Annotated in this window: 17 protein-coding genes; 2 read left to right on the forward strand and 15 right to left on the reverse strand. The window is 40.5% G+C overall.

All coding sequences use genetic code 11. The annotated features are described in order from the left end of the window. From J6836_RS14715 to J6836_RS14775, 13 genes are all read right to left on the reverse strand, one after another. Entirely contained in the window at positions 1-990 is a 990-nt protein-coding gene (locus J6836_RS14715) for an iron chelate uptake ABC transporter family permease subunit (RefSeq protein ID WP_219244741.1), read from the reverse strand. After that, positions 977-1,939, reverse strand: coding sequence for an ABC transporter permease (locus J6836_RS14720; RefSeq protein ID WP_219244742.1), 963 nt, complete (start codon positions 1,937-1,939; stop codon positions 977-979). Before J6836_RS14720 ends, J6836_RS14715 begins: the two co-directional genes overlap by 14 nt. Positions 1,940-1,942: 3 nt before the next feature. After that, positions 1,943-2,911: a siderophore ABC transporter substrate-binding protein gene (locus J6836_RS14725; RefSeq protein WP_219244743.1), complete on the reverse strand. Its 969-nt coding sequence runs from the start codon at positions 2,909-2,911 to the stop codon at positions 1,943-1,945. Positions 2,912-3,266: 355 nt separating this feature from the next. Continuing rightward, positions 3,267-3,539: a helix-turn-helix domain-containing protein gene (locus J6836_RS14730; protein WP_219244744.1), complete on the reverse strand. Its 273-nt coding sequence runs from the start codon at positions 3,537-3,539 to the stop codon at positions 3,267-3,269. Positions 3,540-3,553: 14 nt separating this feature from the next. After that, on the reverse strand, positions 3,554-4,396 hold the full coding sequence (locus J6836_RS14735) for an MrpH family fimbial adhesin (RefSeq protein WP_219244745.1): 843 nt from the start codon (positions 4,394-4,396) through the stop codon (positions 3,554-3,556). Between the two features lie 17 nt (positions 4,397-4,413). Further along, positions 4,414-4,947: a fimbrial protein gene (locus J6836_RS14740; protein WP_255586238.1), complete on the reverse strand. Its 534-nt coding sequence runs from the start codon at positions 4,945-4,947 to the stop codon at positions 4,414-4,416. Then, on the reverse strand, positions 4,944-5,429 hold the full coding sequence (locus J6836_RS14745; RefSeq protein ID WP_219244746.1) for a fimbrial protein: 486 nt from the start codon (positions 5,427-5,429) through the stop codon (positions 4,944-4,946). Before J6836_RS14745 ends, J6836_RS14740 begins: the two co-directional genes overlap by 4 nt. A gap of 11 nt (positions 5,430-5,440) precedes the next feature. After that, positions 5,441-5,995 (reverse strand): fimbrial protein, encoded by a 555-nt coding sequence (locus J6836_RS14750; protein WP_219244747.1) that lies wholly within the window; start codon positions 5,993-5,995, stop codon positions 5,441-5,443. Then, a complete protein-coding gene (locus tag J6836_RS14755) occupies positions 5,988-6,569 on the reverse strand; it encodes a fimbrial protein (RefSeq protein ID WP_219244748.1) in 582 nt (193 codons plus the stop codon). Before J6836_RS14755 ends, J6836_RS14750 begins: the two co-directional genes overlap by 8 nt. A gap of 13 nt (positions 6,570-6,582) precedes the next feature. Then, positions 6,583-7,335 carry a fimbria/pilus periplasmic chaperone gene (locus J6836_RS14760; protein WP_219244749.1) on the reverse strand — a complete coding sequence of 251 codons (753 nt, stop codon included), beginning with the start codon at positions 7,333-7,335 and terminating at the stop codon, positions 6,583-6,585. Positions 7,336-7,369: 34 nt separating this feature from the next. After that, a complete protein-coding gene (locus tag J6836_RS14765; RefSeq protein ID WP_219244750.1) occupies positions 7,370-10,060 on the reverse strand; it encodes an outer membrane usher protein in 2,691 nt (896 codons plus the stop codon). Positions 10,061-10,080: 20 nt separating this feature from the next. After that, the gene (locus J6836_RS14770) at positions 10,081-10,632 is read right to left on the reverse strand and encodes a fimbrial protein (RefSeq protein WP_219244751.1); all 552 of its coding nucleotides are present in this window, start codon (positions 10,630-10,632) and stop codon (positions 10,081-10,083) included. 79 nt (positions 10,633-10,711) lie between these two features. Continuing rightward, complete coding sequence (locus J6836_RS14775; RefSeq protein ID WP_219244752.1) at positions 10,712-11,245, reverse strand: fimbrial protein; 534 nt, start codon at positions 11,243-11,245, stop codon at positions 10,712-10,714. Positions 11,246-12,561: 1,316 nt separating this feature from the next. Here J6836_RS14775 and J6836_RS14780 point away from each other — a divergent pair. Together J6836_RS14780 and J6836_RS14785 are read left to right on the forward strand one after the other, a co-directional pair. Further along, positions 12,562-13,227, forward strand: a complete 666-nt coding sequence (locus J6836_RS14780) for a 3-oxoacid CoA-transferase subunit A (protein ID WP_219244753.1) — start codon at positions 12,562-12,564, stop codon at positions 13,225-13,227. Next, a complete protein-coding gene (locus J6836_RS14785; RefSeq protein ID WP_219244754.1) occupies positions 13,218-13,865 on the forward strand; it encodes a 3-oxoacid CoA-transferase subunit B in 648 nt (215 codons plus the stop codon). Before J6836_RS14780 ends, J6836_RS14785 begins: the two co-directional genes overlap by 10 nt. A 65-nt stretch (positions 13,866-13,930) precedes the next feature. On the opposite strand, the gene J6836_RS14790 is transcribed toward J6836_RS14785, so the two are convergent. Together J6836_RS14790 and J6836_RS14795 are read right to left on the reverse strand one after the other, a co-directional pair. Beyond that, positions 13,931-15,187, reverse strand: coding sequence for an amino acid deaminase (locus J6836_RS14790; protein WP_219244755.1), 1,257 nt, complete (start codon positions 15,185-15,187; stop codon positions 13,931-13,933). A gap of 22 nt (positions 15,188-15,209) precedes the next feature. Continuing rightward, positions 15,210-16,661, reverse strand: a complete 1,452-nt coding sequence (locus tag J6836_RS14795; RefSeq protein ID WP_219244756.1) for a sodium:solute symporter family protein — start codon at positions 16,659-16,661, stop codon at positions 15,210-15,212. Positions 16,662-16,672: the final 11 nt, after the last annotated feature.

Genomic DNA, 16,672 nt, shown 5'->3' on the forward strand with positions numbered 1-16,672 from the left:
CTAAAACCTTCTTAACACCATGTAAATAAAGAATATTCCGCCAACAAACTCAATAACAACAGACAACGTTCCCGCCATATTTAAACCATATTCAAGAACAAGTTGCCCACCAATCAGCGCGATAACACCTAATAAGAAAGAAACAGGTAATAAATAGCGATGTTGACTGCTACCGCTAATAAAGTAAGCAAGGTTTGCCACCATCAACCCTAAAAAGGTTAAAGGCCCAACCAAGGCGGTTGAAATAGCCACTAAAATGGAGATCAGCAGTAAAATAACAGTAACTTGCTGGCGGTAATTAATCCCTAGATTCACGGCATTGGCTTGCCCTAATGCCAAAACATCAAAGCAATAACGCATCCGCCATAAGAGAACACCAACTACAACGGTAATCAGCAAGGTAAAGAAAATAAGCTCTGGCGTGCCTCGTGTGAACGTTGCAAACATGCGGCTTTGTAAAATGGAAAACTCATTTGGGTCCATTAAACGCTGGAGTAACGTTGCCACGCTGCGAAATAAGGTGCCTAAAATAATACCGACCATCAAGACAAGGTTGATATTCATTTTTACAGAAACAAATAACCAGCGATAAAGCAGAACCGAAAACAGCACGAGCAACGTCGATTCCAACAGGAATTTACCGATATTTAACAGCCATGAAGCGGGGAAGCTATCGGTATAAAAAATAAAGATGGTTTGCAACAAGACAAACAGAGCTTCAAGCCCCATGATTGATGGCGTCAGTATTTTATTATTTGCGATAGTTTGGAATAGTACCGTCGATACCCCCGCAGCAAACGCCACAACAATCATGGTCAACACAATATAGCCACGATGCGGCAGAATATACGCGAGGTTATTGCCTAGGTTGATTGTCATATAAAGCACAATGGATAGCAGCGATAAAGCCAGCAAGACCCATATTCTTTGCAGTGGCGTTAACCCTTTTTTAGGTTTTGCTAACGCAATTGCGGAGTTAACTTTTTGCATAACGTTGTTGCTTCAACAGTAAATATAAGAAAATAACCGCCCCAACTACCCCTAAAATCACACTTGCTGGGATTTCAAATGGATAGCGGATTAAACGCCCAATAATGTCGCACAGTAAGACTAAACCGCCGCCCGCAATACATATCCACGGGATGGTTTTGCGAATGTTATCCCCCATCACTAAGCTCACAAGATTTGGAATAATTAAGCCAAGGAAAGGTAACGCGCCCACTACGACAACCACCACTCCGCTAATCAGAGCGATAATGGATAAACCGATGGTCATGACTTTGCGATAATTGAGGCCTACGTTAATGGAAAATTCACGCCCCATACCTGCAACGGTAAAGCTATCTGCAATCCAGCAGGCAATTAACGTTAGGATGCCCACCAGCCACAATAATTCGTAGCGGCCTTGAATGATGCTAGAAAAGTCACCACTCATCCATGCGCCAAGGGACTGGAGTAAATCAAAAGAATAGGCAGTGAAAATAGTTAGCGCGCTGATAACCGCACCTAACATGATACCCACTAATGGCACTATCAAGGCTGATTTTAAAATGACACGACGCAATAACATCATAAACAGCATCGTACCAACCAAGGCAAATCCGCTGGCAACGACCATCTTGGTCATAATACTTGCCGCTGGGAACAGGATCATTACGGCCAGTAAACCTAAACTGGCAGATTGAGTGGTACCCGCGAGGGAAGGCTCAACAAAGCGGTTTTGGGTGAGTAATTGCATAATAAGCCCTGCAACACTCATGGCACTGCCGGCTAGAATTAAGGAGACGGTTCGGGGAATTCGGCTAATAAAAAAGATGTCTTGCATCTCTGGGTCGGTAAAAAGCGAAACGGGTGACACGTCACCCGCTCCTACAAACAAGCTTAATACCGCTAAAACCAATAACGCGATAATTCCACAAAAAAGATAAAGCGTTTTCATTGGTTATTTTGCTTGGCTCTTCTCTAGTGCAGTATTGATATCATCCATTAATTTGGAATAGGTTTGGATACCGCCTGCGATGTATACCGCTGTTGGGTCAAGGTAAGTAATTTGACCTTTTTCCCAAGCTGCTGTTTTTCTCACTAATGCGTTATCGAGAACTTCCGCAGCAGGTTGTGCATCTGCTTTGCCAATTGCGCTATCGCGGTCAATCACAAACAGCCAATCTGGGTTTAATTTTACCAGTAATTCAGCATTGACGATGTTACCGTGACGACCCGTGTTTTCTTCAAAGACATATGCAGGCTCGAAACCTAACACGTCAAAAATAAAGCCAAAACGTGAACCTGGGCCATAGGCTGAAATTTTGCCACCGCTGACTAAAATCACCATTGCTTTACCCGCAGTCGGCGCTTTAGTTTTGATACCATCAATTTTGGTATTGAAATCAGCAATCAGTTTTTTTGCTTCATCTTCTTTACCAAACAGGGCGCCAAGCTCGTTAGTACGCTCAGTTAAGCTGCCGATAAAGTTTTTGTTGTCAATATCTAAAGAAATTGTTGGAGCAACGCCGCTCAGTTTGTCGTACGCGTCACGGGCACGGCTACCACCTAAAATCAGGTCAGGTTTTGCATTACTTAATGTTTCATAAGCAGGTTCGAACAGGGTTCCGCCATTGACATATTCAGCGCCACTGTATTTGGTTAAGAATTCAGGAAAGCGGACGTTGGTTTGTGGAACACCTGCCACTGGCGCACCTAGTGCATCCATGATATCCAGTGTTTCCATGTTCATGACAATCACTTTCTGTGGATGGCGAGGAATTTCAGTTTTGCCTTGCACATGTTCAATCGTAATGGTTTGTTTCTCTGCCGCTTGGGTTGTCTCTGGCGTTTCTTTTGTGTTATCACAACCCGCTAAAACTAAAGCAGATAATAAGGCAAGGCCTGAAACTAATGATTTTGCAAACATCTCATTTCCTCCATCCATCTATAAAAGTGCTGACGATAAAATATCAACGTCTCGAAGAGGAGGTATCTTACACGTTATTAAGCGCTAATGATATTAGTTTGCATTTGCATTTGCTAAAAAGGTGTTTGAACGCACAAAATCACCAATTCCACGAATGGAGGACAATAAAGATAAGGATATTTATGGAATTATTCGAAAGGAAACTATTGAAATGATGGATACTCACGCCCCTGATGTCGGGCAAAAATAAATAGGCTGAGTCTTCAACTACACTTGCTTTCTGACAGGTTAATTACAACGAACGACAGAAATTATAATCCCAGCCTATTTATCATTAATACCAATTTAAACCTCATTAATGAATATCATCTAGCTGCCCATTCTCGGTGAGCTGCGAGCTGATATCTTCTAGGAACCAATCAATCGGTGTTCCCATCAGAAATGAAAGCTTAAATAGATGGAACAGGTCAATTTTGATCTTCCCTCTTTCATAACGAGAGATTTGTTGCTGGCTGACGCCTAACAGTTGAGCCAATTGAAAGCCAGTATAACCCAACTCTCTGCGTTTCTCTAAGATCCTTTGACCGACCATATAATGGATTTTTTCACTACCGTTTTCTGAATACATATTTTCACCATTTATTAAGGTACAGTTAGAATAAGGGCTGCCGCGCCTTCAAACGTGCCGGGTTGAACACGACCATTCGTCCCTAACACGGCTTTCAGGTTGACAGTATTTGTTCCCCCAGCAGGTACATAAAATTTGTAACCATTTTCTCCTGGAGTATTACTGCTCCCCAAATATAAGTTGGCATATAAACTACCATCTGACTTTAAGTTAACTCGACCATTTGTAACGTTCACTCCTGTTGCCACAACCAGCACATCCATCGCTAAGTTACATGTCACAGTAATAGGCACTTCTTTTGATTGTCCCGCGAGATCGGCTTCACTAATCGAACCAAAGTTAATATCGGGAATACTGTTATTAATTTTACAAGCACCTATTGGCGGTGGCGCAATACCACATAGTGAGCCAGGGATTAGCCCTCCGCTACTCGTCACACCCGTCGTTGCTTGATAAAATAACCCTACACACTCTTGGTTATTCTGTAATCTGACGCCTGTGTGTACAGCCCATTGTGTTGCCGGAGCCAGTGCTTTATCCATCACACCAGGGATGTTCTGAACCTCTCTCATCGTTCGATATTTGGAAATTTCAGCAATATTTACTGTCGCCGCACCAGGTGTCCCACTCGCGGTATGTTTATGGCTAACGGTGAGGTAACATTGAGACCAGCCATAACAAGGGTTCATCACACTGGGTGATTCAGGATCCCAACGTGCTATCACATATTTATAGTCCGCATCCCCATTAGCAGGGCTACTTCCTGGTCTTGATTCTGTGATATAGGAGAATATAGATGCCGATGCAGAAGATGAAAACATGACTGCACCAATTAATAGAGATAAGAAAACTTTCATATTAGTTCACAGCCTTATTATTCATAATCTAATTTAAATGTTGCCACTGCACTGTATGGCCCCACTTTAATTGTCTTGTTCTTGATCGCTTCAGGCTCACCTTTTAAATAGGCATAAAAACGCAGTTGGTTAGCCCCATTTTGTAGTGTGATCTTCGCGCCCTTTTTTTCGATATCGAGAGCTGTTTTATCGCTATTTTGCAAACCCACAGCAAATCCCGATGCCACACTGCTTGTTGAAAGCGCTAAGAAACCAGGTAATGCGAGATTGGGTGTTCCTGAAAAGGTAACCTCAACAGATTTGCCAATTGTGGTATCACAATCTGCTAATTTAATCGCAAACTCCCTCGGCACCGTTTCGCCATACGCATAAAAGTTCTTTTCTGGCGTATCAAAAAAATCCATCGGAACATTTTCATCACCAGGTAAAATTGTGCAGGGTTCTTCCACTAAGTTACCGATAATTTTTAAGTTATCTGGTACAGCAAAAGCCGCATTCACATTCATGAATAAAGCACCAGCAACTACACATTGAATTAATTTGTTCATCATTGGTACTCCGCGAGCAATGTCCCTGTTGCGGTAAAGCTTCCTTCCGGCAACGTAACACCCGGTTTCTTCACGGGCACCACCGCGAGAACAGGTGCTTGCCCATAAACAATTTTCATTGGTTTATTTATTTCAAAACCGAGGCCATTTTGCGTAATGCGCATTCCTAAGTCTTGAATATTGGTTTGCAGAGCAGCTTTATCAAAATCAGTTGCGGCTCCCTTAATGGTCAGTATCAAATCCCAACCTTTTAAATTAGCATCACATTTCAACGCATAATTAATCGGTTTTGTGAAGTTAGTTCCATCAATCTTGTGCAACCCAATATCTTTATAATCAATAACTTCCACTTTATCTTCAAATACAGTGCACGGAGGCGGTATTAATAAAGTGCCTGTAAACTCCACATTATCAGCAATAGCCATACCCGTAGGTATAACTAACAAACTCATTACCAAAGGAAGTTTTTTTATGATTTTTTGCATTGTCCTTCCCCTTATTGATAATCAAGTTTGATAGTGACGCCTGCACGAAAAGCACCACCTTGTGTCAGTGTTTTCGATAAATCACGAACAGGTATCGCTTCAAATTGAGGCGCATTTGGATAAACAAATTTAATTTCTTGATTTAAACGAAGTTTGCTCCCGTTATAACGAAACGCAATACCTAAGCCTGGGATATCCGTTTCAATTGCCTCTGAATCAAATGATATTGGGATGCCAACAAGGGTCATTTTCATTTGTTCTGTGGGTCTTTTGTCGCACTTTATATTGTAATTAACGGGCTTGGCGTAAGCTGAGCCATCAATCCGCGTACTCATCACTTCTTGAAAGTCCACTTTTACAATATTACCGTTGTTAATGACGCAAGGGGGCGGTGCTAAAACCACACCTTTAATCGGAACTGTCACCATACCGGGTGTTATTGTTGCCCTTGTACCTGCTGAAGGGCTAATACGTGAGTCGGGTAGCCCTGCATATGAAGCTGATGTTGAAAATATTCCAGCAAGGCAGAATGCCAGCAGGTACCGCTGCTTATTTAAATCACTCATAATCCACCTTAAAGTCCATTACAGCGCTGAAACTTCCTTCCGTTAGTTTTTCGGGTGTTCTCACTGGCGTGACAAAATATTGAAGGGTACCTTGTGGTGCATCAAGAAACTGAGGACGACCTTGGCTTCCAAGCCTGATATCCTGCCTTTGTGCATCGGTGACTTCTAATGCCAGACCAGAAACACCTTTAACGCTCAACATTTCTGGGAAATGCTTATCTGAAACAGCAACAAAAGAAACGGTTATGACAGGCTGCATCGCGTCCCAGATCGGCGTATCTGTTCTCACATCTCTCATTCTGCTTTCTGTACGAATACAGTGCCTAAATTCTAATTCGAATGAGACAGGTTCCGCTCGATCACCAGGTTTACGGAGTGAATAAGAAGGGATCTCCCCAAGAGACACTTCTTGGCGCATTGAATTAGTCACATCCATCGTACAAGGAGCTTCTGTCATCATGCCATTGACTGTCAATTTTCCATGTAAACCCTCTATATCCCAACTATCTGCGCTGCTCGTAAACACTGGCGCGACGCTGAATATAATAGCGCTAAACAGGAGAGTCCTTTTCATACATTATTCTCCGTTATCTATCCGTCGAAGATTCAACTTTACACGTAGTGCCCGCACAGCCGAACGTCAACTTTGGCCTTCCACCGTAATCATTGATATACGTTAGAACGGGTTTTGCACCCATTGCACTTGCACTGCCTTTTAGCATTCCATTACTTTTTGGCGAGATCATAACTGGCTCAAATTGTTTAACCGTATCACCACCTACTCTTGAACTTGCATCCACGATGGTGACAAAATAAGCCGTTGGATTGGTGACTTCATAAGCATCACCTTTACGTGTTAACGTAATTTTTTCCTGCCATGGGTTTTCGAGATCTGTTCGTGTGGCATACAACGCTTTTGGCCTATAAAACAACTTAATGCGCGTTTGCAATGCAATTTGTAATACGTTAGCTTCCTTACTACGTGGTGGAATCTCACGTAAGTTAAAGTAGTAAACGCTTTCCCTATCTTGTGGTAATGCAGATACATCTGGGAGCGATTGAATTTTAACTTGGCTCCCTTCCCCTGCTTCCACACGTTGAACTGGTGGCAAAACTGTTAATGGGCTTTCAATTTTGTTGCCATTCGCATCTTCAATCCAACCTTGTGCAAGGTAGGGTAATTCTGTGTTTTCATTTTTAATATTTAAACTAATGGTCTTTTCAGCTCCATTATAAATGACACGAGTTCGATCCAGAGCAATGGCAGCTAATGCTTGACCACACAGCACAGTCGACAACGTGATTGTTGTAGTAAAAAACGCAATTTTTTTAATATTCATAAGTACCAACTCTTTTTAAACTCTAATAATCCGGTTACTCGGTGTAATCGATATTCTGAGCAAGATCCGGTGGCTTTAATAACCAACGCTGACTAGGTGCAACTCCCTGCTGAATTGGTGCAGGCTTATAAGCTGGAGCAGGTTTCCCCACTGGTACTGCTTTTGCCGGCACATATCCAGGCTTGGCATTCGGACTGTTAGTACATGGTAATAACAGGGAATTAAACTCCGCCGTGCTAATATTTTCAGGAACCTGAATTTTACATTGCACGCTACCATCCCAATAAACATCTAACACTTCGTTTGGATTCACACCTGAGATATACACAGAGCCATTATCTGTAACGATCCCTAACTCTCTATTTTTCTCATTTCGTACAGTTGCACCAAATGGTGGATAACTACCATCTGCAAGTGCAAGCCTTACCATCGTTTTAATACCCGATAGCACTTCAAACTCACGATATGCTACGGCACCTTCTGTTAGTGTAATTGGCTGAGATGTTCGAACTGCTTCTACATTGTCAGGCAAATTAGTGACATCAATCCGCGCACTGGTACGGTAATAGTCACTAATATCTGCGACGACCGCTTTACCAAACATATTGGTTTCTGTATTTGGCCCAAACCCTTGAATAGGTACATTCCCTACCCCTTCAGTACCAACCATTACTCGGCTTCCGCCAGGAGTATTAATACGGTGTAATGCAGCGCCATGTCCTGTTACAGTTGCCCCGCCCTGTAAGGAGAATGCCGCTGAAGACGTATCCCCATTGATATAACTCGTACTCGCGGTCACTGTTGCTAAATCTGCATAACGAGTATAGAAACCATCGATAGTTCCACGACCTCGGCTACTTACCCCACTCCCAACACGATAATTTGTCTTATCATCAACGGTGTCAAAATAGCTGACAGTGTGCGAGTTTCCATCTTTTGTGATCATGTTGTTGTAGCTTATGGACGCTCTATCAGCCCAAGGCACAGACAGGTTCATATACATACCGTCATCATTGTTTTTATTATCAAATTTGTTACGGAACGCCGTTAAACTTATGTTAATGTTTTTAAAACGACCAATATCAAAGTATTTCGCAATAGAGAGGTTGTAACGTTTTGCCGCTGGCTTATTCCAGTACGTTTCGTGGTTATAGTTCAGATATGCAGTCAGATCCGCACTTGTGAAATATTTATTAAACGTAATGGTATACAGCTCTTTACTGTTATCAAATTCCACGCCTCTGTAGCGACGGTCTAAATATTGGTTCATACTCATAAAGTCACGTTCAGAGAATCGATACCCTGCGAACGTCACTTGGCTATCATAATCTTCAAAGCGTTTTGAATAACTTAAACGATACGATGCCCCCGTATAAATCTTGTTATCTGTCTTAAGCTTTGCTCGTGACTCAGTAACGTCAAAAGAAATCGCACCAAAGGCTAACAAATCTCGACCAACACCGAGCGATAATGCGTTATAGTCACCGGCTGCAAGCCCACCACCAAATAATGACCAACCGTTCGAGACCCCCCAACTGAATTCGCCCATGACGAACCCTTGCCCTTCAGTCTTGTGATCCATATTGTTGGGACGACCACCAGCGATTTTAAATAACACTGAACCTGGTCGCGTCAAATACGGTATTGATGCGGTATTCATTTGGAATTCTTGTATAGAACCATCTTGTTCTTCAACTCGGACATCTAGCTTACCGTTAACTGCATCACTCAAATCTTGGATACGAAAAGGTCCCGGCGCGACTTGGGTTTCATAAATCACCCGTCCTTGTTGAGTCACAATGACTTTGGCATTTGTTCTTGCAACACCTGTTACTTCAGGTGCATAACCACGTAAATTTGGTGGTAGCATTCTCTCATCAGAGATCAAGCTAGCCCCCATATAACGGAATGAATCAAAAAGCCCTGAACGCAAGAACTGCTCACCCATTGTCAGCTTAGCGTTAAGTTCTTTCACAGCGCGGTATGCGTAATATTGGCTCCAGTCCCAACGACGGTCTGTAGATTGCCCATTAGTGCGATTATAACTTGCTTGCCAATCTGCTCTAAAACGCCATGCGCCTAGGTTAAAACCTGTGGTTCCATTCCCTGTTAATGACTGGGTATTTGCTGAATCAGCAGGTCTTGTGACGTTAGCATTCAAGTTATAGTCAAAAAGTAAGGCAGGCACACCTTCGTCCCAACGAGATGGTGGATCCCAATTATCAGAAGTAAACTCGATATAAGCCTGTGGTACGGTCAACGTAATTGTTTCTTTAGCCAATGAGCCAACAACCGTCATTCCAGGAATACTTTCTGGTATTAAGCATTGCCCTTTGCTATCAAACTGAACCTTTTTTTTCCATTCATCCCGTAAAGCAATGCTGTCAACAATGTTTGCTGTCAAACATGGCGTAGTAATGCTTGGATCATTGGGATCCGCGATATATTCAATGTCAAAACTATCTGCGAGATCACGGTTATTTAAATTAATCTTAAATGGGTATTTTCCTGGCATCACATAACCAGCCCTAGAAAACTCATTTAGCGAAATATTACTTTTGTCCTGAAGATCTAAAACATCTGTATTAAACTCAATACTATCATTATTCGCATTAGCTAAATTTATATGAGCAATTGCAATAAACACCATAGTAGCTATAGGTGTTAAAAAATAACTTACTGAGTTATTAGATACTTTATTTTTACTTTTTAATAACAGAGCCATAATAGTCCCTTAGTAATAACTCAGTAATAATCCATCTTAAAACGGATAGTGGTCTGATAATTCCCTGGTTTTAAGCGTTTATTATTTGATACAACACGAACGTTATAGTTAAGTGTTGTTTCACCTGCTTTGATGGGTAAATCAGGCATCGCCTTACCAGGTATTGCAACATTTCCATCAGCATCAGAAATTTTTACTGACAACCCATTTGCGTGACCGAAAACATCAAAATTTCGGCCATCTGTCGGGCCATCAAAAGTAATATTGAAAGTTTGCCAATTAGGGGTTCCAGGAGTTGCCGGTGTTAGAACACAATTAATGAGACGTATTGAGAAATTACGAACAGGACTTTCTCTATCATGAATTATTTGACTAACAGGTACAGTAGTTATGCTAACTGATTGATCTCGGCTATCTGCATCAATTGCACAGGGGGTTTCAATAATTGAACCTCCCATTGTGACAGTCCCTTCAAACGGACCTTGCGCCCGAGAAATTTGATTTTGCGCACTAACTATTGGGGCAAATATTATTCCTGAAAGCACCATGACAATTGTGCCAAAGTGATTCATAGCGACTCCATTTCAACTTAATAACCAATTTCAATTCATTAAAATTAGTGCCCATACATCCTTGTACGGGCGATACCAATTACTGGTAGCTCAGAGCAAATGTTGCGATTGCATCAAATTCACCCGGAACAGCAGGTTTGTTTGTTGCATCTGCATCACCTTGTAAGAATGCAGTGAAGCGCAGTGTGTTAGCACCAGTAAACAGAGTTTGAGATGGAGACTTAGCACCTAAGTCAATTTTGTCACCATTAACGTCAGTGATAACGATACCTGCGTTTTTAGCTGTACCAGCGATAGCTAAACCACCATTAACAGAAGTACTTGGTGTACCTGTGAATGTAGTTTGTACAGTTTTCAGAGTAGTGATATCGCACTGTTCTAATTCGATATTGAAAGGACGAGCAACACTTTTACCGCCGCCGTTTAATGCAGAAGTTGCGATAGCACCCATCTTAACTTCAAATTTTTCTGATGTTGGTGGAATTGAGCAAGGAGCATCAATGATTGAACCTTTAAAAGTTATAGTACCAGAACCTTGGTTTGCAGCAGCTGCTGAACCTGCAACAACTGCCAGACCTAAACCTAATACTAAAGCAAGTTTATTTAATTTCATTTTATACATTTCCATTAGATAAAAAGACAACACAAATTAAAATAACGAGTTATTATTAATCTGATTATTTTAATTTTTTCTTAAAATATGTTTGGTTAGTAAACATTAAGGATTGATACTATAACCATTCCTATTTATCAAACTCCGTCAATAAACTAGATAATTAATAATGTATCAATGCGAAGCCATTATTATATCTCATTTTAGTTATGTCAAATCGCACCGATAATTAAAGCCTTACTCGTTAAGTTAGTGAAATATATATAATAAATACAAAATCAACACAAACTTATACTCCAATACAGGATAAACAAGAGAATAAACCCTAATTGATATGTTGTATTTTTAGCAAAAGACCACAAAATAAACCCATTCGCCATTAATAAAGTTTTTTATACTCATAAAACGGGTTTTCATTAGTATAAAAAATTATTCTTTAAATGTTTTTATTTAACTTTAAGTATGTTTAATTAAAATCCAATCAATTATATTCCAATCTTAATGAGAAATATCTTAATTTTAATTTTTAAATAATGTCACAATGTTTCTTATTTTACTTTTTGTTACATTTCTTCAGGCAAAAGAAAACCACGCAAGTATAAAAAACACATTAAAATACATGCACTTAATTAAAATAACGGAATGAATTATTAATATAATTAACTATTTGATAAAAAAACAACATACAATTTAGAAAAGAATGCAAACAGAAAACTCACCGACTAAAAGCTAATGATTATTTAAAGAAACTAACAAACAAAACTACTCAACAAATTAAAAAAATACATTTCAAAATATTTCAAAATGTAATTACTGGTAATCTTCATAGTATAAAAAATATAATTCATCATATTACCGATAAAAAAATGAAACTAAAAAAAAAGCCAACCTTCCATTTAAATTATTTAGACAGTTAAAATTTTAACCATTATCATTTTTATTGTTATATACAGAACAAATAAAGCCTATAACAGGTAAAGGTTTTTAGCACGGATCCATACCACAAAAATTAAAATATCACGCCATGTTACTAACTCTTCCTTATCTAATTCCTACGCAAAATTACGCACTAGAAAATAGATTTTTATAGCATACTGAAATTACCCATTGTTAATTTCAAGACATACTTATTCTATTTCACAAAGTAACTATTGATTAAAATCAAAACAAGCATTCATCTAGATCAAACATATCGATATAAGACAAGATATTTAATTTATTATGCGAAAAATCTTAGCCACTACTCTTATTTATGTAGATAAGAAAACCGCGCCCTCCGATATTGTGAAATAACACTCTTAATCGAAAGGTGACTAATGAAATACAAACTCATCGAAAAGGGCAAAATAATAAACTATCTCAGTGATGGAATGAGTGTGATGTATGGCGGTTTTATGGGGCAAGGCACCCCTCATACACTCATCTCGCTTATTTTAGAGTCTGGCATAAAAAACCTAACACTTATCGGCAGCGATACCAGTTTGCCCAATATCGGTGTTGCACGTTTAATCGAAGCCAAACGAGTTAAACACATTATTAGCTCTCATATAGGGTTATTACCAGAAGCAGCAAAACAAATCCGCTCAGGAACACTTACCGCAGAATTTATCCCACAAGGTACCTTAGTGGAACGTATTCGCTGTGGTGGAGCTGGTTTAGGCGGTTTTTTAACTCCAACAGGAGTGGGGACATCAGTTGCAAATGGAAAACAATGCTTCCATATTGAAAATCAAGACTATTTACTTGAGCTTCCCTTACGTGCAGATTTAGCGATCATTCATGCAGATAAAAGCGATAAAGCAGGCAATCTCTCATACCGCTTAACCACTCGCAATTTTAACCCTCTAATAGCCCTAGCGGCTAATACTGTCTTAGCTGAAGCCAAACAATTGGTGGATGTTGGAGAACTTCACCCTGATTCAATTATGACACCTGGCATATTAGTGACAGGCGTATTTCAAGGAGAGTCACTGTGGAAATAAAAAATCGTATTGCCCGCCGAGTAGCGCAGGAGCTGCACGATGGCGACATCGTAAATCTTGGCGCGGGTTTACCAACCCTCGTCGCACAATACCTTCCTGATAATATTGACGTTTTATTTCATTCTGAAAATGGCATTCTTGGCCTTTGTGATAATAGCTTTGGCATACAAGACCCCGATTTAACAAATGCGGCTGGACAACCTTGTTCGATTATTCAAGGAGGAGCCACCTTTGATAGTGCATTTTCCTTTGCCTTAATTCGAGGTGGCCATCTTGACGCATGTATACTAGGTGGCCTTGAAGTCGACCAACACGGTAATTTTGCCAATTGGATGATCCCAGAAAAAATGAAACCTGGAATGGGAGGTGCAATGGATTTAGTGGCAGGAACAAAAAATGTGATTGTCGCGATGGAACATTGTACTAAAGCAGGTAAAGCAAAAATAGTGCAACAGTGTCAATTTCCTTTAACCGCAGAAAAATGTGTCTCAACAATCGTCACTGAGTTAGCTGTTTTTCGCTTTATTGATGGGCAGCTGACTTTAGTTGAACATGCAGCAGATACAGATATTGAGACTATCAAAGTCTGTACTGAAGCTGAGTTTGTGGTTGCTGATGAGTTACGAAAAATACCTTAATGCAATAACTAAAAAAATCAGCCACTTAAAACGTGGCTGATTTTAATTCATCGGAAAAATATCGTTTAGAAATACGTTGGCATCTCTTCTAGCACCGTGTATTCATCATCAGTTAGATAAATAATTTTCCACTTATCAAAAGTAATACAGGGGTGGGAAGTCCCAAAAACTAAGATGTCCCCTACTTGAAAGTGGCAATTTTCATCAAAAGACAAAATGGCGTGTTGATCCATTAAACCTATCGTTTTTGCATTCTCTCGTTGAAAAGAAAGCTGTTTACTATCACGATATTGCGCTATCGGTTGGGGTAATCCAGCATCAAATGCAACATCTCTTTTGCCAAAATTAACGATTGCCCGCCCTTTTTCAGGAATCGACTGCACTAATGCCACTATTTCCATTGCAGGCATCAAGTCTCCCTCTAACTGACAAGCAATACTGTCCCTTGCTTTGAGGGCTTTTTGAGCCTCATCATAAATGCCATGGTCATGTGTAATATAACAACCAGGGCGAATGACAAAGCGAAAAGGCTTTGAAAAGGTAAAATCAGCCATTTTTTTACTCACAAGGTCATACCAAACAGAACCCGCCCCTGTGAGTAATATTTCACCTTGATGTTTATCAAACGCCCCTAAGCTATCGAGCTTTTGGCTCGTTTCTAGGACTCGATGCAAAAATTGCTGTACATCATGAATGTCTTTTCCTGCATCATCACTATGAATAACACCTTCATAAAATTCAATTCCAGCGATGACTAAAGAGGGTAACGCTTTTAATTCTTCAGCAAGTAATAGCGCCTCACCTTCTGTACGGCAACCACAACGCCCACCATTAACACCCAGCTCAATCAGAACATTCAGCTGTTGGTTTTCGTGTGAAAAAACCTCGGCAAGTTGTTTTGCATTTTGAATACTATCAACACAACAATACAGGTTAGCTTGATTGAGTTTAACCAGTTCGGCAAGTAACCGAATATTGGTTTTACCAACAACCTGATTAGCAATCACGATATTCTGAATACCTGATTCAATTGCCACTTTTGCCTGATAAGCCGTTCCAACGCTTAACCCCCACGCACCTTGTTCAATTTGGCGTTTGAAAATCGCGGGGGTCATCGTCGTCTTACCATGGGGTGATAACGACACATTCGCGGTATTCGCATAAGATTGCATCCATGCAATATTGTTTTCTAACTCACGCTGTTTCACGACCACGGCGGGTAAACACACATCTTCGTGCAGAATGTTTACCTGTACACTTTCTGAATTAGGCAACTTCGTCGATTTATGCTTTATCGCTTCGAGAAAATTATGTTTAGTCATTTGCATCTCTCAATTTGAACATTTATTTACTTTTCGCGGTGTTTTCTCTTTCGTGAGTAATGTTTTCTAAAACTTCTTCACGGCTGAGTTTATTTTTTGGCGTTACTAAGGTCACAACCACCGCACAAACAAAGCTAATCAATAATGCAGGGATTACTGGGTTACCTAATTTTGTTGACCACTCCGGTGTTAAAATAATCGTTAACGATGTCGAGCTTCCTGCCACCAGCGCGGCAATACAACCTTGCCAGTTAAAGCGATGCCAGAATTTACCTAATAACACCGTGACACAGAGCCCTGACATGATCATTGAAATCATTTTAGTGATATAGCCAATGATGTCATTTGAGGTTAATGCGAATACCAGTGCAAGCAATATTACGCCAAGTAAGAATATCCGAGATAAGTTAATTGCTTTCTCTGGTGGTGGCATTTTCCCTGTCACCATCGTATAGATATCACGTAATATTATTGAAACCCCTGCGATGGCATCTGAGCTACCTGATGACATATTGGCAGACATACCTGCAATCAATACCACCATTGCCAGTACATGCGGTAATGCATTGGTCGCATATAAGAATGCAAAGCTGCTATTTTCTAGATTAGGCTCCATTACATGGGTTGCCATACCGATAATGGCAGGCAAGAACGAGAACCCCATATACAAGACGCCAGTAATAATGAATGATTGACGAATGGCTTTTGTCGATGCCGCTGAATAAATACGCTGGCGATATGACGGTGTTGCCAATACACCTATGCCAATCACGATAGCAAGTGAAATAGCCGGTAGCATACCAAGCTTACCAATCCCAAAAACAGTAAACGCTTTCGGATCCGTATTTTGCACCACAACATCCCATCCACCTACATAGCTTACTGAGGCGACGGCAAGAATAATAAACCCGAGGAATAAGACGATAGATTGTAAGGTATCAATCCATGACACAGCTTTATAACCGCCAATACCTACATAAAATACAAACCCAACAGCAATAATGATCTTCGCAACCGTGATATCAATGTCTGCGGCCCACGCCAAGTACAAACCGCCGCCAAGGATGTGCGCCCCTAACCAGCCAATTGATGCTAAGAAAATTAATATCGCAACTAGGTTTTTAACTAAGCGGCTTCCGCCTGTGTAGTAACAAATTTCCTCACTCATTGTCATAAAGCGATAGTTTCTCACGGGCGCAAATAACCAAGCCGTCAGTAAAATCCCCGTCGCTCCACCGATACCATATAACATACCGGCCCAACCATTCGAATAACCGAAACTCACCGCACCAATACTTGACCCTGTTCCCACCATCGTTCCGACAGTCGACCCTAAGGTGAGTAACATCGGTAATTTTCGGCCACCAAGAATGAAGTCTTCACCCGTCTTTTGATGCCTTGTCACATACCATCCAATGAACATCATGACGAACGCATACAACAAAAACCACATTAAGAAATTATTATGTTCCATAATAGCCCCCT

Origin of the sequence: Providencia sp. R33 (assembly GCF_019343475.1) — a bacterium.
Classification (GTDB): domain Bacteria; phylum Pseudomonadota; class Gammaproteobacteria; order Enterobacterales; family Enterobacteriaceae; genus Providencia.

What these genes read in the sequence shown, in the direction of transcription:
- J6836_RS14715 (WP_219244741.1), bottom strand. Translation starts at nt 990, where the DNA reads ATGCAAAAAGTTAACTCCGCAATTGCGTTAGCAAAACCTAAAAAAGGG.
- J6836_RS14720 (WP_219244742.1), bottom strand. Translation starts at nt 1,939, where the DNA reads ATGAAAACGCTTTATCTTTTTTGTGGAATTATCGCGTTATTGGTTTTA.
- J6836_RS14725 (WP_219244743.1), bottom strand. Translation starts at nt 2,911, where the DNA reads ATGTTTGCAAAATCATTAGTTTCAGGCCTTGCCTTATTATCTGCTTTA.
- J6836_RS14730 (WP_219244744.1), bottom strand. Translation starts at nt 3,539, where the DNA reads ATGTATTCAGAAAACGGTAGTGAAAAAATCCATTATATGGTCGGTCAA.
- J6836_RS14735 (WP_219244745.1), bottom strand. Translation starts at nt 4,396, where the DNA reads ATGAAAGTTTTCTTATCTCTATTAATTGGTGCAGTCATGTTTTCATCT.
- J6836_RS14740 (WP_255586238.1), bottom strand. Translation starts at nt 4,947, where the DNA reads ATGATGAACAAATTAATTCAATGTGTAGTTGCTGGTGCTTTATTCATG.
- J6836_RS14745 (WP_219244746.1), bottom strand. Translation starts at nt 5,429, where the DNA reads ATGCAAAAAATCATAAAAAAACTTCCTTTGGTAATGAGTTTGTTAGTT.
- J6836_RS14750 (WP_219244747.1), bottom strand. Translation starts at nt 5,995, where the DNA reads ATGAGTGATTTAAATAAGCAGCGGTACCTGCTGGCATTCTGCCTTGCT.
- J6836_RS14755 (WP_219244748.1), bottom strand. Translation starts at nt 6,569, where the DNA reads ATGAAAAGGACTCTCCTGTTTAGCGCTATTATATTCAGCGTCGCGCCA.
- J6836_RS14760 (WP_219244749.1), bottom strand. Translation starts at nt 7,335, where the DNA reads ATGAATATTAAAAAAATTGCGTTTTTTACTACAACAATCACGTTGTCG.
- J6836_RS14765 (WP_219244750.1), bottom strand. Translation starts at nt 10,060, where the DNA reads ATGGCTCTGTTATTAAAAAGTAAAAATAAAGTATCTAATAACTCAGTA.
- J6836_RS14770 (WP_219244751.1), bottom strand. Translation starts at nt 10,632, where the DNA reads ATGAATCACTTTGGCACAATTGTCATGGTGCTTTCAGGAATAATATTT.
- J6836_RS14775 (WP_219244752.1), bottom strand. Translation starts at nt 11,245, where the DNA reads ATGAAATTAAATAAACTTGCTTTAGTATTAGGTTTAGGTCTGGCAGTT.
- J6836_RS14780 (WP_219244753.1), top strand. Translation starts at nt 12,562, where the DNA reads ATGAAATACAAACTCATCGAAAAGGGCAAAATAATAAACTATCTCAGT.
- J6836_RS14790 (WP_219244755.1), bottom strand. Translation starts at nt 15,187, where the DNA reads ATGACTAAACATAATTTTCTCGAAGCGATAAAGCATAAATCGACGAAG.
- J6836_RS14795 (WP_219244756.1), bottom strand. Translation starts at nt 16,661, where the DNA reads ATGGAACATAATAATTTCTTAATGTGGTTTTTGTTGTATGCGTTCGTC.